The sequence below is a fragment of the Flavobacterium plurextorum genome (assembly GCF_024638035.1).
Lineage (GTDB): Bacteria > Bacteroidota > Bacteroidia > Flavobacteriales > Flavobacteriaceae > Flavobacterium > Flavobacterium plurextorum.
Genome location: NZ_CP100442.1, coordinates 346260 through 370012, shown reverse-complemented (window position 1 = coordinate 370012; position 23753 = coordinate 346260). Strand labels below are relative to the sequence as shown.

The window sequence follows — 23753 nt, the reverse complement described above, 5'->3', positions numbered from 1 at the left end:
TATAGTGAAAAATATTTTATACATTTGCAACCCCGTAAAAAGCGGGATTTTAATATACATAAATAATTTTTAGTATTAATTATGCCAACAATTCAACAATTAGTAAGAACAGGAAGAACTCAGATAACTAAGAAGAGTAAATCGGTTGCTTTAGATTCTTGTCCTCAAAGAAGAGGGGTTTGTACGCGTGTTTACACTACTACACCAAAAAAACCAAACTCAGCAATGCGTAAAGTTGCGCGTGTGCGTTTGACAAATGGTAATGAGGTGAATGCTTACATTCCTGGAGAAGGACACAATCTACAAGAGCACTCGATAGTATTAGTTAGAGGCGGAAGGGTAAAAGATTTACCAGGTGTTAGATATCATATCGTTCGTGGAGCGCTTGACACGTCAGGAGTTGCAGGAAGAACGCAAAGAAGATCTAAGTACGGTGCTAAACGCCCAAAAGAAGCAAAAAAGTAATTTAAAAACTTTTAAGAAAAAGACATGAGAAAAAGAGCGGCAAAGAAAAGACCACTTTTACCAGATCCGAGGTTTAACGACCAATTAGTAACGCGTTTTGTGAACAACTTAATGTGGGATGGTAAGAAATCTACAGCTTTCAAAGTATTTTATGATGCAATTGACATCATTGAGTCTAAGAAACAAGATTCAGAGAAAACTTCATTAGAAATTTGGAAAGATGCTTTAACAAATGTTATGCCTCACGTAGAAGTACGTAGTCGTAGAGTTGGTGGAGCTACATTTCAAATTCCAATGCAGATTCGTCCAGATAGAAAAATTTCTATGGCAATGAAGTGGTTAATACTTTATTCTAGAAGAAGAAATGAAAAATCTATGGCACAACGTTTAGCGTCAGAATGTTTAGCTGCTGCTAAAGAAGAAGGTGCTGCGGTTAAGAAAAGAATGGATACTCACAAAATGGCAGAGGCTAACAAAGCATTCTCTCACTTTAGATTTTAATTCGTAAGAAATGGCTAGAGATTTAAAATATACAAGAAATATTGGGATTGCTGCTCATATTGATGCTGGTAAAACAACAACAACAGAGCGTATTCTTTTTTATACTGGAAAGTCACACAAGCTTGGTGAGGTGCACGATGGTGCAGCGACAATGGACTGGATGGCACAAGAGCAAGAAAGAGGTATTACAATTACTTCTGCGGCTACAACTTGTACTTGGAATTTTCCAACTGAGCAAGGTAAAGTTCTTCCAGAATCATTACCGTACCACTTTAATATTATTGATACTCCTGGGCACGTTGATTTTACTGTAGAGGTAAATCGTTCTTTACGTGTGTTAGATGGTTTAGTTTTCTTATTTAGTGCTGTTGATGGTGTTGAGCCTCAATCAGAAACTAACTGGAGACTTGCTGATCAATATAGAGTTCCTCGTATGGGATTCGTAAATAAAATGGATCGTCAAGGGGCTAACTTCTTGGCAGTTTGTGGGCAGGTGAAAGATATGTTGAAATCGAATGCGGTTGCAATTACTTTGCCTATTGGTGATGAAGCTGATTTTAAAGGTATCGTTGACTTAGTTAAAAATCAAGCTATTGTATGGCATGATGAAACTCAAGGAGCTACTTTTGATATTGTTGAGATTCCTGCAGATATGATTGATGATGTGAAGCATTATCGTTCAATTCTTATCGAAGAGATTGCTACTTATGATGAGAATCTTTTGGATAAATATATGGAAGATGAAAACTCTATTACAGAGGAAGAAATCAATAATGCATTAAGAGCTGCCACTATTGATATGGCAATTATTCCAATGCTTGCTGGTTCATCTTTCAAAAACAAAGGTGTTCAATTTATGTTGGATGCGGTTTGTAAATATTTGCCATCTCCTTTGGATAAAGAAGGTATCGAAGGTATTCATCCTGATGATGCTGATTTATTAGAAGAAGATCAGACTAAAATTTTACGTAAGCCAGATGTTAAAGAGCCGTTCGCTGCTTTAGCATTTAAAATTGCTACTGACCCATTCGTAGGTCGTTTAGCTTTCTTCCGTGCATATTCTGGACGTTTAGATGCTGGTTCTTATGTTTTAAATACTCGTTCTGGAAACAAAGAAAGAATTTCTCGTATTTATCAGATGCACGCTAATAAGCAAAATCCAATCGAATTTATTGAGGCTGGAGATATTGGTGCAGCTGTTGGATTTAAAGATATTAAAACAGGAGATACTTTATGTGATGAAAAGAATCCAATTATCTTGGAATCTATGAAATTCCCTGATCCTGTAATTGGTATTGCTATTGAGCCAAAAACAAAAGCTGACGTTGATAAAATGGGTATGGCTTTAGCTAAATTAGCTGAAGAGGATCCTACGTTTACAGTTAGAACTGATGAGGCTTCTGGGCAAACTATTATTTCAGGTATGGGTGAGCTTCACTTAGATATCTTAGTAGATCGTATGAAACGTGAATTTAAAGTTGAAGTAAACCAAGGTGAGCCTCAAGTTGAATACAAAGAAGCGTTTACAAGATCTGCGACACATAGAGAGACTTACAAGAAACAATCTGGAGGTCGTGGTAAATTCGGTGATATCGTATTTACAATTGAGCCTGCTGATGAAGTTGATGGTAAAGTTCCAGTTGGATTACAATTTATCAATGCTGTAAAAGGTGGTAACGTTCCTAAAGAATATATCCCGGCTGTTGAAAAAGGATTTAGAGAGGCTATGAAAACTGGTCCATTGGCAGGTTATGCTGTGGATAGTTTAAAGGTTACTTTGACTGATGGATCTTTCCACCCTGTGGATTCTGATGCATTATCTTTTGAATTAGCTGCGAGAATGGGTTATAAAGAGTCAGGACGTGCTGCTGGAGCTGTTATTCTTGAACCAATCATGAAAATCGAAGTTATTACTCCAGAAGAAAATATGGGTGATATCGTAGGTGACTTGAATCGTCGTAGAGGTCAAGTTAATGACATGGGTGATAGAAATGGTGCTAAAACTATTAAGGCTGATGTGCCTTTGTCAGAAATGTTTGGATACGTAACTACGTTAAGAACTTTATCTTCTGGTAGAGCTACTTCAACAATGGAGTTTTCTCACTATGCAGAAACACCTTCTAATATTTCAGAAGAGGTAATCAAAAAAGCAAAAGGTAACGCTTAATTTTAAGAAAATGAGTCAAAAAATCAGAATAAAACTAAAATCTTACGATCACATGTTGGTAGATAAATCTGCTGAAAAGATCGTGAAAACAGTAAAAACTACTGGAGCAGTTGTAACAGGTCCAATTCCGTTGCCAACTCACAAAAAACTTTTCACTGTGTTACGTTCTCCGCACGTAAACAAAAAAGCGAGAGAGCAATTTGAAGTAATGTCATACAAGAGATTGATTGATATTTATTCATCTTCATCGAAAACTATTGATGCTTTAATGAAACTTGAATTGCCAAGTGGAGTTGAAGTAGAAATAAAAGTATAATTTTGTTATATTTTATATATAAAAAGCGAGACAGAAATGTCTCGCTTTTTTTGTTGCAGTTTTCTTTAATTTCTCGTTGTGTTTTTGTTGTTTGAGTTTTGATTTAATGTTGTGTTTTTTATTGAAAGGTCTTTTGTTTAGGTACTTGCCAGTGTTTTTTCTTTAATTGCCTGGTCTATTTTTGTTGATAACTTTATTTTGTTTTTGTGTTTTGAGGTGTATTTTTTTTGTTGAAATATAGTCTGTTTTTAGTGAGTTAGATCCTTGGATTTTGATAATGAGCGATTTAATTTTTGTAACTGTTTGGTATATTCAATTTTAATGTCTACTTTTGCACTCCCTGTTTGGAAATTTCTGTTATTTTCAAATTGAAGGGAATTTTAGTAATTAATAATTAATATTTATGTCTGGGTTAATTGGTAAAAAAATCGGCATGACTAGTATTTTCGACGAAAACGGGAAAAACATTCCTTGTACAGTAATCGAGGCTGGGCCGTGTGTTGTTACCCAAGTCAGAACCAAAGGTGTTGACGGGTACGAAGCGTTGCAACTAGGTTTCGATGACAAAAACGAGAAACATTCTACTAAAGCGGCTTTAGGTCACTTTAAAAAAGCTGGAACTGTTGCTAAGAAAAAAGTCGTTGAATTCCAAGATTTTGCAACTGAACAAAAATTAGGGGATCTTATTGATGTTTCTATTTTTGAAGAAGGAGAATTTGTAGATGTACAAGGTGTATCTAAAGGTAAAGGTTTCCAAGGTGTTGTTAAGCGTCACGGTTTTGGTGGTGTTGGGCAAGCTACTCATGGTCAGCACAACCGTTTAAGAGCGCCAGGTTCTGTGGGAGCTTCTTCTTATCCATCTAGAGTATTCAAAGGAATGCGTATGGCTGGAAGAATGGGAGGAGATAATGTAAAAGTTCAAAACCTTAGAGTTTTAAAAGTAGTTGCTGAAAAGAATCTACTTGTTGTTAAAGGGTGTATTCCTGGTCACAAAAACTCTTATGTAATCATTCAGAAGTAATGGAAGTAAAAGTATTAGATTTCAACGGAAAAGATACTGGTAGAAAAGTTCAACTTTCTGATTCAGTATTCGCAATTGAACCAAACAATCACGCTGTATATCTTGATGTTAAGCAATATCTTGCTAATCAAAGACAAGGTACTCATAAAGCTAAAGAAAGAGCTGAAGTGACTGGTAGTACACGTAAGATTAAAAAACAAAAAGGAACTGGTACGGCTCGTGCGGGAAGTATCAAAAATCCATTGTTTAAAGGTGGTGGAACAATTTTCGGACCAAGACCAAGAAGTTATTCATTTAAATTGAATAAAAGCTTAAAAAGATTGGCAAGAAAATCAGCTTTCTCAATCAAAGCAAAAGAGTCGAATATTATCGTTCTTGAAGACTTTAATTTTGAAGCGCCAAACACTAAAAATTTCATTAACGTTTTGAAAGCTTTAGGGTTAGAAAATAAAAAATCTCTATTTGTGTTGGGAGAGTCAAATAAAAATGTATATTTGTCGTCACGCAATTTAAAGGCTTCTAATGTCGTAACTAGCTCAGAATTAAGCACTTACGCAATATTAAACACTAATAACTTGGTGCTTTTAGAAGGTTCTTTGGAGTTAATTGAAGAAAATTTAAGTAAATAATAGGAGTATGAGTATCATAATTAGACCTATAGTAACTGAAAAAGTAACCAAAGAAAGTGAAGTTCTAAACCGTTTCGGATTTGTTGTTGACAAAAAAGCGAACAAAGTTCAAATTAAGAAAGCTGTTGAGGCTGCTTATGGAGTAACTATCGTTTCTGTTAACACAATGAATGTGAGACCAGATAGATCTACTAAATACACTAAAAGTGGTTTAATCAGTGGAAAGACAAATGCAATCAAAAAAGCAATTGTTCAAGTACAAGAAGGAGAAACAATTGATTTTTACAACAATATCTAAGATAGAAAAATGTCAGTAAGAAAATTAAAACCTATTACCCCAGGTCAGCGATTTAGAGTTGTGAATGGTTATGACGCCATTACAACTGATAAGCCGGAACGCTCTTTGATAGCGCCGATAAAAAACTCTGGAGGTAGAAATAGTCAAGGAAAGATGACCATGCGTTATACGGGTGGTGGTCACAAGCAGAGATATCGTATTATTGATTTCAAAAGAACTAAAGATGGAATTCCAGCTACAGTGAAATCAATCGAATACGATCCAAATCGTACTGCATTTATCGCTTTATTAGCTTATGCTGATGGAGAGAAAACTTATGTAATTGCTCAAAACGGATTGAAAGTTGGTCAGAAATTAGTTTCTGGTCCAGAATCTCAACCTGAAATTGGTAATACATTACCTTTAAGCAGAATTCCTCTTGGAACTGTTATATCTTGTATTGAGTTACGTCCAGGACAAGGAGCTGTTATTGCTCGTTCAGCTGGAACTTTTGCTCAGTTAATGGCAAGAGACGGGAAATACGCTACTATTAAAATGCCATCTGGTGAAACAAGATTGATCTTGTTAACTTGTTCGGCTACAATTGGAGCTGTTTCTAATTCTGACCACCAATTAGTTGTATCTGGAAAAGCAGGTAGAACAAGATGGTTAGGAAGAAGACCTAGAACTAGACCAGTAGCGATGAACCCAGTTGATCACCCTATGGGAGGTGGTGAAGGACGTTCTTCTGGAGGGCACCCACGTTCAAGAAACGGATTGCCAGCTAAAGGTTACAGAACTCGTTCTAAGAAAAACCCGAGTAACAAGTATATCGTAGAACGTAGAAAGAAATAATAAGATATGGCACGTTCATTAAAAAAAGGACCTTTCGTTCATTATAAATTAGACAAGAAAGTTCAAGAAAACGTAGAAAGTGGTAAAAATAGTGTGGTAAAGACTTGGTCTAGAGCTTCTATGATTACTCCGGATTTCGTTGGACAAACTATCGCAGTTCATAACGGTCGTCAATTTGTACCAGTTTACGTAACAGAAAACATGGTAGGTCACAAATTAGGAGAGTTTTCACCAACTAGATCTTTTAGAGGTCATGCTGGAGCAAAAAATAAAGGTAAAAAATAAGAAGCAATGGGAGTTCGTAAAAGAGAAACAGCAGATGCGAGAAAAGAGGCTAATAAGTCTATTGCTTTCGCAAAATTGAATAACTGCCCTACTTCACCTAGAAAAATGCGCTTAGTAGCGGACTTGGTAAGAGGTCAGAAGGTAGAAAGAGCACTTAACATTTTAAGATTCAGTTCTAAAGAAGCTTCAAGAAAATTAGAGAAACTATTGTTATCTGCAATCAACAACTGGGAGCAAAAAAATAGTGAAGGTAATTTAGAAGAAGCTGGATTATTTGTTAAAGAGATCAGAGTAGATGGTGGAATGATGTTGAAAAGACTTCGTCCAGCTCCACAAGGTCGCGCACACAGAATAAGAAAACGTTCTAATCACGTTACAATCGTGCTTGGAGCTATCAATAACACACAAAGCAATTCTTAAGCAGCATGGGACAAAAGACAAATCCAATTGGAAATAGACTTGGTATCATCAGAGGGTGGGACTCAAACTGGTATGGTGGAAATGACTACGGTGATAAACTTGCCGAAGATCACAAAATCAGAAAGTATATCCACGCTCGTTTATCAAAAGCTAGTGTATCAAAAGTAATCATCGAGAGAACTTTGAAACTTGTAACCGTTACTATCACTACTGCTAGACCTGGTATTATTATCGGAAAAGGTGGGCAAGAGGTAGACAAGTTGAAAGAAGAACTTAAGAAAGTTACTGACAAAGAGGTTCAAATTAACATCTTTGAAATTAAACGACCTGAGTTAGATGCTTATCTTGTGGCGACAAGCATCGCTCGTCAAATCGAAAGCCGTATTTCTTACAGACGTGCAATCAAAATGGCTATTGCTGCTTCTATGCGTATGAACGCTGAAGGTATCAAAGTTTTGATTTCTGGTCGTTTGAATGGTGCTGAGATGGCGCGTTCAGAAGGTTTCAAAGAAGGTAGAATTCCTCTATCAACTTTCAGAGCTGATATTGATTATGCTTTGGCTGAAGCTCATACTACTTATGGTAGAATGGGGATCAAAGTATGGATCATGAAAGGTGAAGTTTATGGAAAGAGAGATCTTTCTCCGCTTGCAGGAATGGATAAAAAACAATCTGGAACTGGTGGTGGTAAAGGTGGAGATGCCCCTAGAGGTAAATCTAATTTTAATAAAGGTGGAAAGCCAGACGCTCGTAAAAGAAAGTAAATTTTTAAACTAAAGAAAAATGTTACAGCCTAAAAGAACAAAATACCGTAAGGTACAAAAAGGTAAAATGAAAGGTAACTCTCAAAGAGGGCATGAACTTTCTAATGGAATGTTTGGTATTAAATCTGTACATGAAGATGGAATGTTCTTAACTTCTCGTCAAATCGAAGCTGCGCGTATTGCTGCAACTCGTTACATGAAGAGAGAAGGACAATTATGGATTAAAATATTTCCAGACAAACCTATCACTAAGAAACCTCTTGAAGTACGTATGGGTAAAGGTAAAGGAGCAGTTGAGTATTGGGCTGCTGTTGTTAAACCAGGAAGAATTATGTTTGAAGTTGGAGGAGTTCCATTGTCAGTTGCAAAAGAGGCTTTACGTCTTGCAGCTCAAAAACTTCCAGTAAAAACTAAGTTCGTCGTTGCTAGAGATTTCGAAGCATAATTAATATTTATTATGAAACAATCAGAAATAAAAGATCTTTCTGCAGCGGAGTTGCAAGAAAAACTTAGTCAAACTAAGAAAGTATATGCTGACCTAAAAATGGCTCACGCTATTTCTCCAATTGCTAATCCGCTTCAAATTAGAAGTGTTAGAAGAACAGTTGCAAGATTGGCTACAGAGTTAACTAAAAGAGAGTTACAATAATTGTATTCTGCTGAAAGATGGAAGAAAAAAGAAATTTAAGAAAAGAAAGAATAGGTGTTGTTACTTCAAATAAAATGGATAAATCTATTGTTATTGCTGAAGTAAGAAAAGTAAAACACCCATTATACGGTAAGTTCGTGTTGAAAACTAAGAAATATGTTGCACACGACGAAACAAACGACTGTAACATTGGAGATACTGTAAGAATTAGCGAAACGCGTCCTTTAAGTAAAACAAAATGTTGGAGATTAGTTGAAATCTTAGAAAGAGCTAAATAATTATGGTACAACAGGAATCAAGACTAAAAGTAGCAGATAACACGGGAGCAAAAGAAGTTTTAACTATCCGTGTTTTAGGAGGTACCAAAAGAAGGTATGCCTCTGTTGGTGACAAGATTGTAGTATCTATTAAAGATGCAACTCCAAACGGTAACGTGAAAAAAGGAGCTGTTTCAACTGCAGTTGTTGTGCGTACCAAAAAAGAAGTGAGAAGAGCTGATGGTTCTTATATCCGTTTCGATGACAATGCATGTGTTCTTTTGAACGCTGCAGGTGAAATGAGAGGGACTCGTGTTTTTGGTCCGGTAGCAAGAGAACTTCGTGAAAAACAATTCATGAAAATTGTATCATTAGCACCAGAAGTGCTTTAATTCGTTTTAAGATGATAAAGCTAAAAATAAAATCAGGAGATATCGTAAGAGTTATTGCTGGAGACCATAAAGGTGCTGAAGGTAAAGTTTTACGTGTTTACCGTGAGAAAAATAAAGCGATAGTTGAAGGTGTAAACATGGTTTCAAAACATACAAAACCAAGTGCTAAAAACCCTCAAGGTGGTATCGTTAAGAAAGAAGCTTCTATTCAAATTTCTAACATTTCTCTAATTGATCCTAAAACTAAGGAAACAACTAGAGTAGGTATTAGAGTAGAAGGAGATAAGAAAGTAAGATTTTCAAAAAAATCTAATCAAGTACTATAGTAATGGCATATACACCTAGACTAAAAGAAGAATATAAGAGTAGAGTAATCTCTGCTCTTAAAGAAGAGTTCGGATATACAAACGTAATGCAAGTTCCTAAACTTGAAAAAATCGTTTTGAGCCGTGGAGTTGGTGCAGCTGTATCTGATAAAAAACTTATTGACTATGCAGTTGATGAGTTGACAAAGATCACTGGACAAAAAGCAGTATCTACAATTTCAAAGAAAGACGTTGCGTCATTCAAATTGAGAAAAGGGATGCCTATTGGAGCAAAAGTTACTTTACGTGGTGAAAGAATGTATGAGTTTTTAGATAGACTTATTACTTCTGCTTTACCGCGCGTTAGAGATTTTAGTGGTATCAAAGCTACTGGTTTCGACGGAAGAGGTAACTACAATCTTGGAGTTTTGGAGCAAATCATTTTCCCAGAAATTGATATTGACAAAGTAAACAAAATCTCAGGAATGGATATTACATTTGTTACTACTGCAAAAACAGACAAGGAAGCAAAGTCATTATTGGCTGAATTAGGATTACCTTTTAAAAAGAATTAAGACATGGCTAAAGAATCAATGAAAGCCCGTGAGGTTAAAAGAGAGAAAACGGTAGCTAAGTACGCTGAAAAAAGAAAAGCTTTATTAGAAGCTGGAGATTATGAAGGCTTACAAAAATTACCTAAAAATGCTTCACCAGTTCGTTTGCACAATCGTTGTAAATTAACAGGTAGACCAAGAGGTTATATCCGTCAATTCGGTATTTCACGTGTAACTTTCCGTGAGATGGCTAATAATGGGTTAATTCCTGGAGTAAAAAAAGCATCTTGGTAATCTCGCAATAAGTTATTACTTTTGCAAACCAAAAAATAATTTTAATTGATTAAAGGTTCGGGAGACGGGTGTCTCCCGAAAACCATAATCGCAATCAAATACATATGTATACAGATCCTATTGCAGATTATTTGACTAGAGTTCGTAACGCTGTGGCTGCAAACCACAAAGTTGTTGAAATTCCAGCTTCTAATCTAAAAAAAGAAATAACTAAGATCTTATTTGATCAAGGTTACATCTTGAGTTACAAATTTGAGACGAACACTGTTCAAGGTTCTATCAAGATTGCTTTAAAGTACGATAAAGATACTAAAGAGCCTGTGATTAAAGATATCCAAAGAATTAGTAAACCAGGTTTACGTAAGTATGCTGGTGCTGCCAAATTACCTAGAATCCTTAACGGATTAGGAATTGCTATTGTTTCTACATCAAAAGGTTTGATGACTGGAAAACAAGCTAAGCAGTTGAATGTAGGTGGTGAAGTAATTTGTTACGTATACTAATTTTAAACACTAGATAAGATGTCAAGAATAGGTAAAAGCCCAATTGTAATCCCTGCTGGTGTAACTGTTGAAGTTAAAGACGGTATTATTACAGTAAAAGGAAAAAAAGGTCAACTAACCCAGGAGTTTTCGGACGTAACTGTGAAAGTTGAAGGTGATCAAGTTTCAGTTGAAAGATCATCTGATCATAAAGACCAAAGAGCAAAACACGGATTATACAGATCATTAATCAATAACATGATTGTTGGAGTAAATGAAGGTTTTACTAAAGAACTAGAATTAGTTGGAGTTGGTTATAGAGCTTCAAACCAAGGTCAAAAATTAGATTTAGCTCTTGGATATTCTCACAATATTGTTTTAGAAATTGCTCCGGAAGTAGCATTAGAGACGATATCTGAAAAAGGTAAGAACCCAATCGTAAAATTAACATCATTTGATAAACAACTTTTAGGTCAAGTTGCTGCGAAAATCAGAGGTTTCCGTAAGCCAGAGCCATACAAAGGAAAAGGTGTTAAATTTGTGGGTGAAGTATTAAGAAGAAAAGCAGGTAAATCAGCTTAAAAAATAAGATTATGTCATTAACAAAATCTGATAGAAGACAGAGAATTAGATTCAGAATTAGAAAATCGATTAGTGGTACTGCTGCTAACCCAAGACTATCTGTATTTAGAAGTAATAAAGAAATTTACGCTCAACTTATTGATGATGTAAATGGAGTTACTATATTAGCTGCATCTTCAAGAGAAAAAGAAATAGGAAAAGGTACTAACGTTGAAATCGCTGCTGCTGTTGGAAAATTAGTTGCAGAGAAAGCGTTAAAAGCTGGGATTGATACCATCACTTTTGATAGAGGTGGATATTTATATCACGGTCGTATTAAATCATTAGCAGAAGGCGCAAGAGCGGCTGGACTTAAATTCTAATATATTATGTCTAAATACAAAAATGTAGAATTGGTAAAACCAAGTGGTCTTGAACTTAAAGATCGTCTGGTAAGTGTTAATCGTGTTACTAAAGTTACAAAAGGTGGTAGAGCTTTCGGTTTTTCTGCTATTGTAGTTGTAGGTGATGAAAATGGAGTAGTTGGTCATGGATTAGGAAAATCTAAAGACGTTTCTGAAGCAATTGCGAAAGCAGTAGAAGATGCTAAGAAAAATTTAGTAAAAATTCCTTTGAATGGACAATCTGTTCCTCACGAACAAAAAGGAAAATTTGGTGGTGCACGTGTATTCTTAATTCCTGCTTCTCATGGTACAGGAGTTATTGCTGGTGGAGCTGTTCGTTCGGTTCTTGAATCAGTAGGTATTCACGACGTATTATCAAAATCTCAAGGATCATCAAATCCACATAACGTAGTTAAAGCAACTTTTGATGCTTTATTACAAATGAGAAGCGCTCACACTGTTGCAAAACAAAGAGGAGTTTCTTTAGAAAAAGTTTTTAAAGGTTAATCAAGGAAATTATGGCTAAATTATTAGTAAAACAAGTAAGAAGCAAGATCAACTGTCCTCTTTCTCAAAAGAGAGGTTTAGAAGCTTTAGGTCTACGTAAAATGGGACAAGTTGTGGAGCATGAGTCAAATCCTGCTATCCTTGGGATGATAAACAAAGTTAAACACTTAGTTTCTGTTGAAGAAGCTAAATAACAAATACTGTTATGAATTTAAGTAACTTACAACCTGCTGAAGGATCTACACACAATCAAAATAAAAGATTAGGTAGAGGAGAAGGTTCTGGAAAAGGTGGCACTGCTGCAAGAGGTCACAAAGGAGCAAAATCTCGTTCTGGTTATTCTAAAAAGATTGGTTTTGAAGGAGGGCAAATGCCACTTCAAAGACGTGTGCCTAAGTTTGGTTTCACAAACATCAATCGTAAAGAATACGAAGGTGTTAATTTAGATACGCTTCAATTGTTAGTAGACAATGGTGTGATTACTGATTCTGTTTCTATGACAGATTTCGTAGCAAATCGTCTAGCTACTAAAAATGAAATCGTTAAGATTTTAGGTAGAGGAGAATTGAAAGCAAAATTAAAAGTAACTGCCCACAAATTTACTGCTACTGCAAAAGCTGCTATTGAAGCTGCTGGTGGAGAAGCTGTAACTATATAACTTATCTATTAAGATGAAGAAATTTATTGAATCAATAAGTAATGTTTGGAAAATCGAAGAACTGAAAAACAGAATCTTAATTACATTAGGGTTGCTTTTAGTATATCGTTTTGGTGCACACGTTACGCTTCCTGGAATTGACGCAACTCAATTAACAGGATTAGCGGGACAAACTAAAAATGGTTTAGGATCTATCCTAGACATGTTTACAGGAGGTGCTTTCTCTAAAGCTTCAGTTTTTGCTTTAGGTATTATGCCTTATATTTCTGCATCTATTGTTGTTCAGTTAATGGGAATTGCGATTCCATATTTGCAAAAACTTCAGAATGATGGAGAAAGTGGTAGAAAAAAGATTAATCAAATCACTCGTTGGTTGACTATAGCTATTACACTGGTTCAAGGTCCAACTTATATCTATAATTTATACAGAACATTGCCTAGTAGTGCATTTCTACTAGGCTTTAATTCTCCTGAATTTTTGTTCTCGTCTGTTATCATCTTAGTAACTGGTACTATTTTTGCTATGTGGCTTGGTGAGAAAATTACAGATAAAGGTATTGGAAATGGAATTTCATTATTAATTATGGTTGGTATTCTAGCTCGTTTACCACAAGCTTTTATACAAGAGTTTACAACGAGAGTTACCAATAACAATGGAGGTCCAATGTTGTTAGTTATTGAAATTATTGTGTGGCTATTGGTAATCATTTCTTGTGTATTGCTTACAATGGCAGTACGTAGAATCCCAGTTCAATACGCTCGTCGTACAACAACTGGTGATTATGAGCAAGATTTAGCAGGAGGTAATAGACAATGGATTCCTTTAAAGCTTAATGCTTCTGGAGTTATGCCAATCATTTTTGCTCAGGCAATTATGTTTATCCCTGCAGCTGTAGCTGGATTGTCTAAATCAGATACATCACAATCAATTGTTGGTGCATTTAGTAATATGTTTGGTTTTTGGTATAACTTTGTTTTTGCAACTTTAATTATTGTATTTACATTCTTTTATACTGCAATTACCGTACCTACTAACAAGATGGCTGATGATTTAAAGAGAAGCGGTGGTTTTATTCCGGGCGTTCGTCCAGGAGCTGAAACTTCTGAATTTCTTGATAAGGTGATGTCTTTAATAACTTTCCCAGGATCTTTATTCCTTGCTTTGATTGCTGTGTTCCCAGCTATTGTTGTAAGTATTATGGATGTACAACAATCTTGGGCAATGTTTTTTGGAGGTACCTCATTAATAATTATGGTTGGAGTTGCAATAGATACTATTCAACAGATCAATTCATACTTGTTAAACAAGCATTATGATGGTTTAATGAAGACTGGTAAAAATAGAAAAGCGGTAGCTTAATATATTTATGGCAAAACAATCAGCAATAGAACAAGACGGATCAATCATTGAAGCATTATCAAATGCGATGTTCCGTGTGGAGTTAGAAAATGGACATATTGTAATTGCTCATATTTCTGGAAAAATGCGAATGCATTATATCAAGTTATTACCTGGTGATAAAGTGAAACTAGAAATGAGTCCTTACGATTTGTCAAAAGCAAGAATTACTTATCGATATTAAAGGATATTCACTATGAAAGTTAGAGCATCAGTAAAAAAGAGAAGTGCCGAGTGCATTATCGTGCGTAGAAAAGGGAGATTGTACGTAATAAACAAAAAAAATCCTAGATTTAAACAAAGACAAGGATAATTATGGCAAGAATAGCAGGGGTAGATATCCCAAAAAACAAAAGAGGTGTTATTGCACTTACCTATATTTTCGGATTAGGAAAAAGTAGAGCTATTGAGATTTTAGAGAAAGCTCAAGTTAGCCAAGATAAAAAAGTTCAAGATTGGAATGATGACGAAATCGGAGCGATTCGTGACGCTGTATCATTTTACAAAATTGAAGGAGAATTACGTTCTGAAGTTTCTTTAAACATCAAACGTTTGATGGATATTGGTTGTTATAGAGGTATTCGTCATAGATCTGGACTTCCTTTAAGAGGTCAAAGAACTAAGAATAACTCTAGAACAAGAAAAGGAAAAAGAAAAACTGTTGCTAACAAGAAAAAAGCAACTAAATAATAAGTAATATGGCTAAAGCAACTGCAAAAAAACGTAAAGTTATCGTTGAATCAACGGGTGAAGCACATGTTTCTTCGACTTTTAACAATATTATCATTTCTTTGACAAATAAGAAAGGTGAAGTTATTGCTTGGTCTTCAGCTGGAAAAATGGGTTTCAGAGGTTCTAAAAAGAATACTCCGTACGCAGCTCAAATGGCAGCAGAAGATTGTAGTAAAGTAGCTCTTGAGGCAGGACTTAAAAAAGTAAAAGTTTATGTAAAAGGACCAGGAAACGGACGTGAGTCTGCTATTCGTTCTATTCATAACGGTGGAATTGAAGTTACTGAGATTATCGATGTTACTCCAATGCCTCACAACGGATGTCGTCCTCCTAAAAGACGTAGAGTTTAATACTCAAAAATTATAGTATAACCTAGATTGAATATAGATTATCGAAGGATAAGACCTGAATTCATAATCTCAATCTTAAACAATTTAAAATGGCAAGATATACTGGTCCTAGTACAAGAATCGCTCGTAAGTTTGGCGAAGCAATCTTCGGAGATGATAAATCTTTCGAAAAAAGAAATTACCCACCTGGACAACACGGGATGGCTAAAAAAAGAGGAAAAAAATCTGAGTATGCTGTTCAGTTAATGGAGAAGCAAAAAGCTAAATATTCTTACGGAATTTTAGAAAAACAATTCAGAAATTTATTCGAAAAAGCATCAGCAACTAAAGGTGTAACTGGTGAGGTTTTATTACAATTATGTGAAGCAAGATTAGATAATGTTGTTTTTAGAATGGGAATTGCTCCATCTAGAAGAGGTGCTCGTCAAATAGTATCTCACAGACACATTACTGTTAATGGTGAGGTTGTAAATATTCCTTCTTACCACCTTAAGCCTGGTGATAAAGTTGCAGTTCGTGAAAAATCTAAATCTTTAGAAGCTATCGAACGTTCTTTATCAAATTCAAGTCATGTTTATGAATGGATTACTTGGAACAATGATCTTAAAGAAGGAACTTTTGTTTCTGTACCTGCAAGACTTCAAATTCCAGAAAACATTAAAGAACAATTAATCGTAGAGTTGTACAACAAATAATAATTGACTTAGTCGAAATTTATGGCAATATTTAATTTTCAAAAGCCCGATAAAGTTATCATGATCGATTCAACCGATTTTGAAGGTAAATTCGAATTTAGACCTTTGGAACCTGGTTATGGATTGACAGTTGGTAATGCACTTAGAAGAGTTTTGCTTTCAGCATTAGAAGGTTATGCAATTACATCTGTTCGTATCGAAGGTGTAGATCATGAGTTTTCTACTATTTCAGGTGTTGTTGAAGATGTTACCGAAATTATCCTTAATCTAAAACAAGTACGTTTCAAACGTCAGATCGAAGATATCGATAATGAATCAGTTACTATTTCTGTTTCTGGTAAAGATCAATTGACAGCAGGTGATTTTCAAAAATTTATTTCAGGTTTCCAAGTTTTGAATCCAGACCTTGTTATCTGTAATTTAGATTCTAAAATCAAATTGAACTTCGATTTAACGATCGAAAAAGGTAGAGGATACGTTCCTGCTGAGGAGAACAAAAAACAGAATGCTGCAATTGGAACAATTTTTACTGACTCTATTTTTACTCCGGTAAAAAATGTAAAGTATGCAATTGAAAACTTCCGTGTAGAGCAAAAAACAGATTACGAAAAATTGGTTTTTGAAATTAAAACTGATGGATCTATTAATCCTAAAGATGCTCTTACTGAAGCTGCAAAAGTTTTAATTCACCATTTCATGTTGTTTTCTGACGAAAGAATTACACTTGAGGCTGACGAAATTGCACAAACAGAATCGTATGATGAAGAGTCATTGCATATGAGACAATTGCTTAAAACTAAGCTTGTTGATATGGATTTATCTGTGAGAGCATTAAATTGCTTGAAAGCGGCTGAAGTTGATACACTTGGTGATTTAGTATCGTTCAATAAAAATGACCTAATGAAATTCCGTAATTTTGGTAAAAAATCTTTAACTGAACTTGATGAACTTGTTGCAGTTAAAAATTTAACTTTCGGAATGGACTTAGCTAAATACAAATTAGATAAAGAATAATTTACTTCATATTTTGCTCTCCATAGTGGATTGTAGCAAGATGAAGATAAAAAAAACACGTCATGAGACACGGAAAAAAATTCAACCACTTAAGCAGACAGACTGGACATAGAAAAGCTATGTTGGCTAATATGGCTTGTTCTCTTATTGAGCACAAACGTATTAACACTACTGTTGCTAAGGCTAAAGCGCTTAAACAATTTGTTGAGCCTTTAATCACTAAATCAAAAGAAGATACGACTCACAATCGTCGTATTGTTTTTGCTTACTTACGTAGCAAATATGCTGTAACTGACTTGTTCAGAGACGTAGCTGCTAAAGTTGGTGACCGTCCAGGTGGATACACTCGTATCATTAAAGTTGGAAATCGTTTGGGAGATAATGCTGATATGGCAATGATCGAACTTGTAGATTTCAATGAACTTTACAATGGTGGTAAAAAAGAAGTTAAAAAAGCAAAAAGCCGTCGTGGTGGTAAAGCTAAAAAAGCTGAGGAGACTACTCCAGAAGCTCCTGCTGCTGAAACAGAAACGACTACTGAAGCTTCTGAATAATTATGAAAGTAATGATTCTATAGAAATCAAGGATAAACTAATTTTTAGTTTATCCTTTTTTTTTGATTTTTTTAGAGGAAATTAAAATTTAACTTTTTTAAATGTCTTGGTTTTATTTTTATTAATGAAATTTTTAAAAAATCTTGGCAGCACTCTTTTAAAGAAGTAAATTTGCAAAATATCTAATTACAGGTGAAACTTTAAAGGTTTCATAATACGATTAAAAACAATACAAATTAAAGAATGAAATACACAACACGACAAAGCGCCATTTTATTACTTAGTGACGGAACTATTTTTCATGGAAAATCTATCGGTATAAGCGGTAAAACTTTCGGGGAAGTATGTTTTAATACTGGAATGACTGGATACCAAGAAATCTTTACAGATCCTTCCTATTTTGGTCAGATAATGGTGGCTACTAATGCACATATTGGTAATTATGGTGTAAATGATTTAGAGATAGAGTCTGAAAGCATTAAAATAGCTGGTTTAGTTTGTAAAAACTTTAGCTTTAACTTTTCAAGAGAAAGAGCTTCTGAGAGTTTAGAAGATTATTTCGCTAAACAAAACTTGATATGTATTTCTGATGTAGATACTAGAGCTCTTGTTAGTTATATTCGTGATAATGGTGCTATGAATGCTGTTATTTGTACTGATGGAACTTCTATAGAAGACTTGAAGAAAGAATTAGCTGGTGTTCCAAATATGGAAGGATTAGAGTTGGCTTCTAAAGTGTCAACAACTGAACCTTATTATTTTGGAGAGGAAAGTGCTAAGTATAAAGTTTCGGCTTTAGATTTAGGTATCAAAAAGAACATTTTAAGAAATCTTGCTAAGAGAGACTGTTATATAAAAGTTTTTCCATATAATTCTACTTATGAGGATTTAGCATCATTTAACCCTGATGGATATTTCTTATCAAACGGACCTGGAGATCCAGACCCACTTTTTGGAGCGATCGAAGTTGCTAAGAAGATTCTTGCAAACGATAAACCTTTATTTGGAATTTGTTTAGGTCATCAAGTTATTGCTTTGGCAAATGGCGTTGAGACTTATAAAATGTTTAACGGGCATCGTGGAATTAATCATCCTGTAAAAAATGTTATTACGGGTAAAGGAGAAATTACTTCTCAAAATCATGGTTTTGCTGTCAATAAAGAGCAATTAGATAATCATCCTGATTTAGAAATAACTCATTTACATTTAAATGACGGGACAGTTGCGGGTATGAGAATGAAAAATAAAAATTGTTTCTCAGTACAATATCATCCAGAAGCTAGTCCTGGACCACATGATTCATCTTATTTGTTCGATCAATTTGTAGAGAATATAGAATTAGCTTCGTCTAAAACGATGTAGTTAATAAATAAAGCTGTTTATTATTTTAAATCCGTTTTAAGTATTAAATATTTTTATAATTTCGAAAAAAAAATATAATTTATTAATAAAAAAATAAAAATAATGAGTATTATAATTAAAGTTCACGCAAGACAAATTCTTGATTCTAGAGGTAATCCTACTATTGAAGTTGATGTAGTAACTGAAAATGGAGTTTTAGGTAGAGCTGCGGTTCCATCTGGAGCTTCAACTGGAGAGCACGAAGCTGTTGAATTACGTGATGGAGGTAAAGCTTATCTTGGAAAAGGAGTTTTGAATGCAGTGAATAATGTAAATACTGTTATTGCTGAAGAATTAGTTGGAACTTCTGTTTTCGAGCAAAACACAATTGACCAATTAATGATTGATTTAGATGGTACTCCAAACAAATCTAAATTAGGAGCTAATGCTATTTTGGGTGTTTCTTTGGCTGCTGCAAAAGCCGCTGCTAATGAACTTGGATTGCCATTATACAGATACGTAGGTGGTGTTTCTGCAAATACGTTACCAGTTCCAATGATGAACATTATCAATGGTGGTTCTCACTCTGATGCGCCTATCGCATTTCAAGAATTTATGATTTTCCCTGTAAAAGCAACTTCTTTTACACATGCTATGCAAATGGGAACTGAAATTTTCCACAGCTTGAAAAAAGTTTTACACGATAGAGGTTTAAGTACAGCTGTTGGTGATGAAGGTGGTTTTGCGCCAAACTTAGCTGGAGGTACAGAAGATGCATTAGATACTATCAAACTTGCTGTTGAAAAAGCGGGATATACTTTCGGAGACGAAATTATGATCGCTCTTGACTGTGCTGCTTCTGAATTTTATGTAAACGGTAAATACGATTATACTAAATTTGAAGGAGAAACTGGAAAAATCAGAACTTCTGAGGAGCAAGCTGATTATTTAGCTGAACTTGCTGCTAAATATCCAATTATTTCTATTGAAGATGGTATGTATGAAGATGACTGGAATGGATGGAAATATTTAACTGAAAAAATTGGAGATAAAGTACAATTAGTAGGTGATGATTTATTTGTTACAAACGTTGCTCGTTTGTCTACAGGTATTGAAAAAGGAATTGCAAATTCAATCCTTGTAAAAGTAAACCAAATTGGAACTTTGACAGAAACGATTGCTGCTGTAAACATGGCTAAAAATGCAGGTTATACTTCAGTAATGTCTCACCGTTCAGGAGAAACTGAAGATAATACAATTGCAGATTTAGCTGTTGCTTTAAACTGTGGTCAAATTAAAACAGGTTCAGCTTCTCGTTCAGATCGTATGGCAAAATACAACCAATTATTAAGAATTGAGGAAGAATTAGGAAGTACTGCTTATTTCCCTGGCTTAAACGCTTTCAAGATTAAATAATTGTAAGAGTTATATATTGATTTCAAACCATCCGCCACGGCGGATGGTTTTTTTTTGGAGTTTTAACAAATTCATAGCAGTATTCTTTTTTTAATTAGTGTTAAATTCCTTAGATTTGATAAATTATTATTTTAAAGAATTATTTCCGATTATATTATGTCAAAAATAGCTACATTAGAAGTAGATGGTAAGAAAATTGAACTTCCTGTAATTACTGGAAGCGAAAATGAATCTGCTATCGATATTAACAAATTACGTGATTTAACTGGTGTTATTACAATTGACCCAGGTTATAAAAATTCTGGATCTTGTACAAGTGAAATCACTTTCTTGGATGGAGAATTAGGGATTTTGCGTTACAGAGGATATTCAATCGAAGACTTAGCTGAAAAAGCTAATTTTTTAGAGGTTTCTTATCTTTTGATTTTTGGCGAATTACCAACTGCTCAACAGTTGGAGCAGTTTGAAAATGGTATCAAAAAACATACTTTGGTAAACGAAGAAATGAAAAATATCATTGATGGTTTTCCAAAAACAGCTCATCCAATGGGAGTATTGTCTGCATTGACAAGTGCTTTGACAGCATTTAATCCAAAGGCAGTAAACGTTGAGAATGAGAAAGAAATGTACGAGGCGATTTGCAAAACAATGGGTAAATTTCTTGTAATTGCTACTTGGACTTACAGAAAATCAATGGGGTATCCATTGAATTATTACGATAATACACAAGGTTATGTAGAGAACTTTATGCAATTAATGTTTAAATTGCCTACAGGACCTTATTCAGCAAATCCTGTTGTAGTTGATGCATTAGATAAATTGTTTATTCTTCACGCAGATCATGAGCAAAACTGTTCTACTTCAACTGTAAGAATGGTTGGTTCGTCTCATGCAGGATTATTTGCTTCAATTTCTGCAGGAGTTTCAGCATTATGGGGGCCGCTTCATGGTGGTGCAAACCAAGCAGTGCTTGAAATGTTAGAAGAAATTAATAAAGATGGTGGTGATACGGATAAATTCTTAGCTAAAGCAAAAGATAAAAATGATCCTTTCCGTTTAATGGGATTCGGTCATAGAGTTTATAAAAACTTTGATCCAAGAGCAAGAATCATTAAAAAAGCTGCTAAAGAAGTTTTAGAAACTTTAGGTGTTGAAGATCCAATTCTTGAAATTGCTAAAAAACTGGAAGCAGCAGCTCTTGAAGATGAATACTTCAAATCAAGAAACTTATATCCAAATGTAGATTTCTATTCTGGAATTATTTACAGAGCATTAGGAATCCCGACAGATATGTTTACGGTAATGTTTGCAATTGGAAGATTACCAGGATGGATCGCACAATGGAAAGAAATGCGTGAAAACAAAGAACCAATTGGAAGGCCTAGACAAATTTATACTGGACACCCTTTAAGAGACTTCAAGTCTAATAAATAAAAAAACTAAAGCTTTACTTAACTGTAAAGCTTTTTTTATCTTTGTTTAAAATATAATAGAATTATGTTGCAATTAAATATAAAGAACGAAACTTCAAGACTGCGTGCCGTAGTTTTGGGTTCTGCGGTTCATAATGGGCCAACTCCAACTTTAGATGAAGCCTATGATCCTAAATCATTGGAACATATTAAGGCAGGGACATATCCAGTTGAAAAAGATATGGTTGCTGAAATGGAAGCTTTTAATGCTGTTTTTCAAAAGTACGATGTAAAAGTTTATCGACCAGAAATGATTGAAAATTACAATCAGATTTTTGCGAGAGACATTGGTTTTGTGATTGATGATACTTTTGTTAAATCAAATATTTTACCTGATAGAGAGCGTGAATTAGATGCTATTCAATACATAATTGATCAAATAGATCCATTAAAAGTAGTTCGCCCGCCCGAAGAAGTTCATATTGAAGGTGGTGACGTTATGTTATGGAATGATCATATTTTTATTGGAACTTATAAAGGAAGTGATTATAAAGACTACATTACTGCTAGAACCAATATGCACGGTGTAAACTTTATTAAAGAATTGTTTCCTAATAAAATTGTCAAAGAATTTGATTTGGTGAAATCAAAATTAGAAGCACGTGACAACGCATTACATTTAGATTGCTGTTTTCAACCTGTTGGAAAAGATAAAGGAATTATTTACAAGAGAGGTTTTCGTGAAGAGGCTGATTATACTTATTTAGTAAATCTTTTTGGAAAAGAAAATTTATTTCATATTGAAAGAAACGAAATGTACAATATGTTTTCGAATGTGTTTTCGATAGATGAAAATGTAGTAGTTTCTGAGAAAAATTTCACTCGATTAAATAATTGGCTTCGATCAAACGGATTTATTGTTGAAGAAATACCTTATGCTGAAATTGCAAAACAAGAAGGACTTTTGAGATGTTCAACACTTCCCTTAATTAGAGACTAAGTAATTGTTTAAAGTTTAAAGTTTCACGTTCTCTAAAGCTTGAAACCCGAAGCAAAAAAAAATATAAAAATGAAACAAACAACAAATGCAATTGTAATGATTCGGCCGGTTGCGTTCAGAATGAATGAACAAACTGCTGTAAATAATTATTACCAAAAAGTATTAGATGGACTTTTGCCAAGTACAGTAAATGCAAAAGCACAGCAAGAATTTGATACTTTTGTAGAAAAGCTTAGAAATGTAGGAGTCGATGTTACGGTTATAGAGGATACTTTAGAAACAGATACGCCAGATAGTATTTTTCCAAACAACTGGGTTTCATTTCATGAAAATGGTGACGTAGCACTTTACCCTATGTTTGCTGAAAATCGTCGCCAGGAGCGTCGTGAAGATATTTTGGATACTCTTGAAGAAAAGGGATTTGAGATTTCTAATATAATGGATTATACTTCTGCAGAAGATGATGGTTATTTCTTAGAAGGAACAGGAAGTTTACTTTTAGATCGTGCCAATGCTAAAGCATATTGTGCTTTATCGCCTAGAGCTGATGAAGAATTGTTTATTGAGTTTTGTGAAGATTTTGATTATGCTCCAGTAATTTTTGAAGCTTTTCAAACTGTTGATGGTGAACGCAAGTTGATTTATCACACCAATGTGATGATGTGTTTAGGAGAAACCTTTGCTGTAATTTGTGCAGATTCAATTGATGATAAAAAAGAGCGTAAAATGGTTCTTGAAAATCTAAAAGCTGATAAAAAGGAAATCATTTTAATTACAGAAGCTCAAGTGAATAATTTTGCAGGCAATATGTTGGAAGTTAGAGGTACAAACGATAAGAAATATATCGTAATGAGTGCTTCTGCACATCAGAGTTTAACTCCTAAGCAAATTGAGCAATTAGAGAAGCATGCCGAGATTTTAAGCTCTAGTTTAGATACTATTGAAGCTTGCGGTGGTGGAAGTGCACGATGTATGATGGCTGAAGTTTTTCTACCGAGAAAATAAATTGCTTTAAAGTTTTAAAAAAAAGGGATAAAAACAGTTTTTGTTTTTATCCCTTTTTTTGATGTATTTGAA

Annotated in this window: 37 protein-coding genes; all 37 read left to right on the top strand. The window is 34.5% G+C overall.

The features are described from left to right. The first annotated feature begins 81 nt into the window (after window positions 1-81). On the top strand, window positions 82-465 hold the full coding sequence (gene rpsL, locus NLG42_RS01840) for a 30S ribosomal protein S12 (RefSeq protein WP_007136570.1): 384 nt from the start codon (window positions 82-84) through the stop codon (window positions 463-465). Window positions 466-489: 24 nt separating this feature from the next. Then, entirely contained in the window at window positions 490-966 is a 477-nt protein-coding gene (gene rpsG, locus NLG42_RS01835) for a 30S ribosomal protein S7 (protein WP_071635232.1), read from the top strand. 10 nt (window positions 967-976) lie between these two features. Then, window positions 977-3133 (top strand): elongation factor G, encoded by a 2157-nt coding sequence (fusA, locus tag NLG42_RS01830; RefSeq protein ID WP_089058803.1) that lies wholly within the window; start codon window positions 977-979, stop codon window positions 3131-3133. A 10-nt stretch (window positions 3134-3143) separates the two neighbouring features. Beyond that, window positions 3144-3449 (top strand): 30S ribosomal protein S10, encoded by a 306-nt coding sequence (gene rpsJ / locus NLG42_RS01825; protein WP_007803605.1) that lies wholly within the window; start codon window positions 3144-3146, stop codon window positions 3447-3449. 403 nt (window positions 3450-3852) lie between these two features. Continuing rightward, entirely contained in the window at window positions 3853-4470 is a 618-nt protein-coding gene (gene rplC / locus NLG42_RS01820) for a 50S ribosomal protein L3 (RefSeq protein ID WP_057124294.1), read from the top strand. Beyond that, window positions 4470-5099, top strand: a complete 630-nt coding sequence (gene rplD / locus NLG42_RS01815; protein WP_065450855.1) for a 50S ribosomal protein L4 — start codon at window positions 4470-4472, stop codon at window positions 5097-5099. Before rplC ends, rplD begins: the two co-directional genes overlap by 1 nt. A 7-nt stretch (window positions 5100-5106) precedes the next feature. Further along, window positions 5107-5397: a 50S ribosomal protein L23 gene (gene rplW / locus NLG42_RS01810; RefSeq protein WP_012022489.1), complete on the top strand. Its 291-nt coding sequence runs from the start codon at window positions 5107-5109 to the stop codon at window positions 5395-5397. 9 nt (window positions 5398-5406) lie between these two features. Continuing rightward, window positions 5407-6231, top strand: a complete 825-nt coding sequence (gene rplB, locus NLG42_RS01805) for a 50S ribosomal protein L2 (RefSeq protein WP_035650459.1) — start codon at window positions 5407-5409, stop codon at window positions 6229-6231. Between the two features lie 6 nt (window positions 6232-6237). Next, on the top strand, window positions 6238-6516 hold the full coding sequence (rpsS, locus tag NLG42_RS01800) for a 30S ribosomal protein S19 (protein ID WP_012022488.1): 279 nt from the start codon (window positions 6238-6240) through the stop codon (window positions 6514-6516). Window positions 6517-6522: 6 nt separating this feature from the next. Beyond that, on the top strand, window positions 6523-6936 hold the full coding sequence (gene rplV / locus NLG42_RS01795; RefSeq protein ID WP_007803631.1) for a 50S ribosomal protein L22: 414 nt from the start codon (window positions 6523-6525) through the stop codon (window positions 6934-6936). A 5-nt stretch (window positions 6937-6941) separates the two neighbouring features. After that, window positions 6942-7700, top strand: a complete 759-nt coding sequence (rpsC, locus tag NLG42_RS01790; RefSeq protein ID WP_012022487.1) for a 30S ribosomal protein S3 — start codon at window positions 6942-6944, stop codon at window positions 7698-7700. Between the two features lie 19 nt (window positions 7701-7719). Further along, window positions 7720-8145: a 50S ribosomal protein L16 gene (gene rplP, locus NLG42_RS01785; RefSeq protein ID WP_017495016.1), complete on the top strand. Its 426-nt coding sequence runs from the start codon at window positions 7720-7722 to the stop codon at window positions 8143-8145. 12 nt (window positions 8146-8157) lie between these two features. After that, window positions 8158-8349 (top strand): 50S ribosomal protein L29, encoded by a 192-nt coding sequence (gene rpmC / locus NLG42_RS01780; protein WP_008464297.1) that lies wholly within the window; start codon window positions 8158-8160, stop codon window positions 8347-8349. A gap of 17 nt (window positions 8350-8366) precedes the next feature. Next, window positions 8367-8627 carry a 30S ribosomal protein S17 gene (gene rpsQ / locus NLG42_RS01775; RefSeq protein WP_007803646.1) on the top strand — a complete coding sequence of 87 codons (261 nt, stop codon included), beginning with the start codon at window positions 8367-8369 and terminating at the stop codon, window positions 8625-8627. A gap of 2 nt (window positions 8628-8629) precedes the next feature. Next, window positions 8630-8998: a 50S ribosomal protein L14 gene (gene rplN / locus NLG42_RS01770; protein ID WP_007803649.1), complete on the top strand. Its 369-nt coding sequence runs from the start codon at window positions 8630-8632 to the stop codon at window positions 8996-8998. A gap of 11 nt (window positions 8999-9009) precedes the next feature. Further along, window positions 9010-9324, top strand: a complete 315-nt coding sequence (rplX, locus tag NLG42_RS01765) for a 50S ribosomal protein L24 (protein WP_007803650.1) — start codon at window positions 9010-9012, stop codon at window positions 9322-9324. A gap of 2 nt (window positions 9325-9326) precedes the next feature. Beyond that, window positions 9327-9878 carry a 50S ribosomal protein L5 gene (rplE, locus tag NLG42_RS01760; RefSeq protein ID WP_017495015.1) on the top strand — a complete coding sequence of 184 codons (552 nt, stop codon included), beginning with the start codon at window positions 9327-9329 and terminating at the stop codon, window positions 9876-9878. A 3-nt stretch (window positions 9879-9881) separates the two neighbouring features. Next, window positions 9882-10151: a 30S ribosomal protein S14 gene (gene rpsN, locus NLG42_RS01755; protein WP_031456037.1), complete on the top strand. Its 270-nt coding sequence runs from the start codon at window positions 9882-9884 to the stop codon at window positions 10149-10151. A gap of 104 nt (window positions 10152-10255) precedes the next feature. Next, a complete protein-coding gene (gene rpsH / locus NLG42_RS01750; RefSeq protein WP_029272051.1) occupies window positions 10256-10654 on the top strand; it encodes a 30S ribosomal protein S8 in 399 nt (132 codons plus the stop codon). An 18-nt stretch (window positions 10655-10672) separates the two neighbouring features. After that, window positions 10673-11215, top strand: a complete 543-nt coding sequence (rplF, locus tag NLG42_RS01745) for a 50S ribosomal protein L6 (RefSeq protein WP_089058804.1) — start codon at window positions 10673-10675, stop codon at window positions 11213-11215. A gap of 11 nt (window positions 11216-11226) precedes the next feature. Continuing rightward, window positions 11227-11577: a 50S ribosomal protein L18 gene (rplR, locus tag NLG42_RS01740; protein ID WP_089058805.1), complete on the top strand. Its 351-nt coding sequence runs from the start codon at window positions 11227-11229 to the stop codon at window positions 11575-11577. 3 nt (window positions 11578-11580) lie between these two features. After that, the gene (gene rpsE / locus NLG42_RS01735) at window positions 11581-12105 is read left to right on the top strand and encodes a 30S ribosomal protein S5 (RefSeq protein ID WP_085950926.1); all 525 of its coding nucleotides are present in this window, start codon (window positions 11581-11583) and stop codon (window positions 12103-12105) included. Between the two features lie 11 nt (window positions 12106-12116). Further along, window positions 12117-12299 carry a 50S ribosomal protein L30 gene (rpmD, locus tag NLG42_RS01730; protein WP_056068811.1) on the top strand — a complete coding sequence of 61 codons (183 nt, stop codon included), beginning with the start codon at window positions 12117-12119 and terminating at the stop codon, window positions 12297-12299. A gap of 11 nt (window positions 12300-12310) precedes the next feature. Continuing rightward, on the top strand, window positions 12311-12763 hold the full coding sequence (gene rplO / locus NLG42_RS01725) for a 50S ribosomal protein L15 (protein ID WP_026982954.1): 453 nt from the start codon (window positions 12311-12313) through the stop codon (window positions 12761-12763). 13 nt (window positions 12764-12776) lie between these two features. Then, window positions 12777-14123, top strand: a complete 1347-nt coding sequence (gene secY, locus NLG42_RS01720; RefSeq protein WP_089055323.1) for a preprotein translocase subunit SecY — start codon at window positions 12777-12779, stop codon at window positions 14121-14123. 7 nt (window positions 14124-14130) lie between these two features. Further along, entirely contained in the window at window positions 14131-14346 is a 216-nt protein-coding gene (gene infA / locus NLG42_RS01715; RefSeq protein WP_007136545.1) for a translation initiation factor IF-1, read from the top strand. A 12-nt stretch (window positions 14347-14358) separates the two neighbouring features. Further along, complete coding sequence (gene ykgO / locus NLG42_RS01710; protein ID WP_002987490.1) at window positions 14359-14475, top strand: type B 50S ribosomal protein L36; 117 nt, start codon at window positions 14359-14361, stop codon at window positions 14473-14475. Between the two features lie 2 nt (window positions 14476-14477). Then, complete coding sequence (gene rpsM, locus NLG42_RS01705) at window positions 14478-14852, top strand: 30S ribosomal protein S13 (protein WP_012022478.1); 375 nt, start codon at window positions 14478-14480, stop codon at window positions 14850-14852. Window positions 14853-14860: 8 nt separating this feature from the next. Further along, window positions 14861-15244, top strand: a complete 384-nt coding sequence (gene rpsK / locus NLG42_RS01700) for a 30S ribosomal protein S11 (RefSeq protein WP_053470832.1) — start codon at window positions 14861-14863, stop codon at window positions 15242-15244. Between the two features lie 89 nt (window positions 15245-15333). Then, complete coding sequence (rpsD, locus tag NLG42_RS01695; protein WP_029272055.1) at window positions 15334-15939, top strand: 30S ribosomal protein S4; 606 nt, start codon at window positions 15334-15336, stop codon at window positions 15937-15939. A gap of 21 nt (window positions 15940-15960) precedes the next feature. Further along, complete coding sequence (locus NLG42_RS01690; RefSeq protein WP_008464329.1) at window positions 15961-16953, top strand: DNA-directed RNA polymerase subunit alpha; 993 nt, start codon at window positions 15961-15963, stop codon at window positions 16951-16953. Between the two features lie 62 nt (window positions 16954-17015). Further along, the gene (gene rplQ, locus NLG42_RS01685) at window positions 17016-17507 is read left to right on the top strand and encodes a 50S ribosomal protein L17 (protein ID WP_257682846.1); all 492 of its coding nucleotides are present in this window, start codon (window positions 17016-17018) and stop codon (window positions 17505-17507) included. A gap of 243 nt (window positions 17508-17750) precedes the next feature. Beyond that, window positions 17751-18869: a glutamine-hydrolyzing carbamoyl-phosphate synthase small subunit gene (gene carA, locus NLG42_RS01680; protein ID WP_257682845.1), complete on the top strand. Its 1119-nt coding sequence runs from the start codon at window positions 17751-17753 to the stop codon at window positions 18867-18869. A 102-nt stretch (window positions 18870-18971) separates the two neighbouring features. Then, window positions 18972-20264, top strand: coding sequence for a phosphopyruvate hydratase (eno, locus tag NLG42_RS01675; RefSeq protein ID WP_089058807.1), 1293 nt, complete (start codon window positions 18972-18974; stop codon window positions 20262-20264). Window positions 20265-20420: 156 nt separating this feature from the next. Next, window positions 20421-21698, top strand: coding sequence for a citrate synthase (locus tag NLG42_RS01670; RefSeq protein ID WP_089055319.1), 1278 nt, complete (start codon window positions 20421-20423; stop codon window positions 21696-21698). A 63-nt stretch (window positions 21699-21761) separates the two neighbouring features. Beyond that, complete coding sequence (locus NLG42_RS01665) at window positions 21762-22676, top strand: dimethylarginine dimethylaminohydrolase family protein (RefSeq protein WP_257682844.1); 915 nt, start codon at window positions 21762-21764, stop codon at window positions 22674-22676. 69 nt (window positions 22677-22745) lie between these two features. Further along, a complete protein-coding gene (gene ctlX / locus NLG42_RS01660) occupies window positions 22746-23681 on the top strand; it encodes a citrulline utilization hydrolase CtlX (protein WP_257682843.1) in 936 nt (311 codons plus the stop codon). The last annotated feature ends 72 nt before the right edge of the window (window positions 23682-23753 follow it).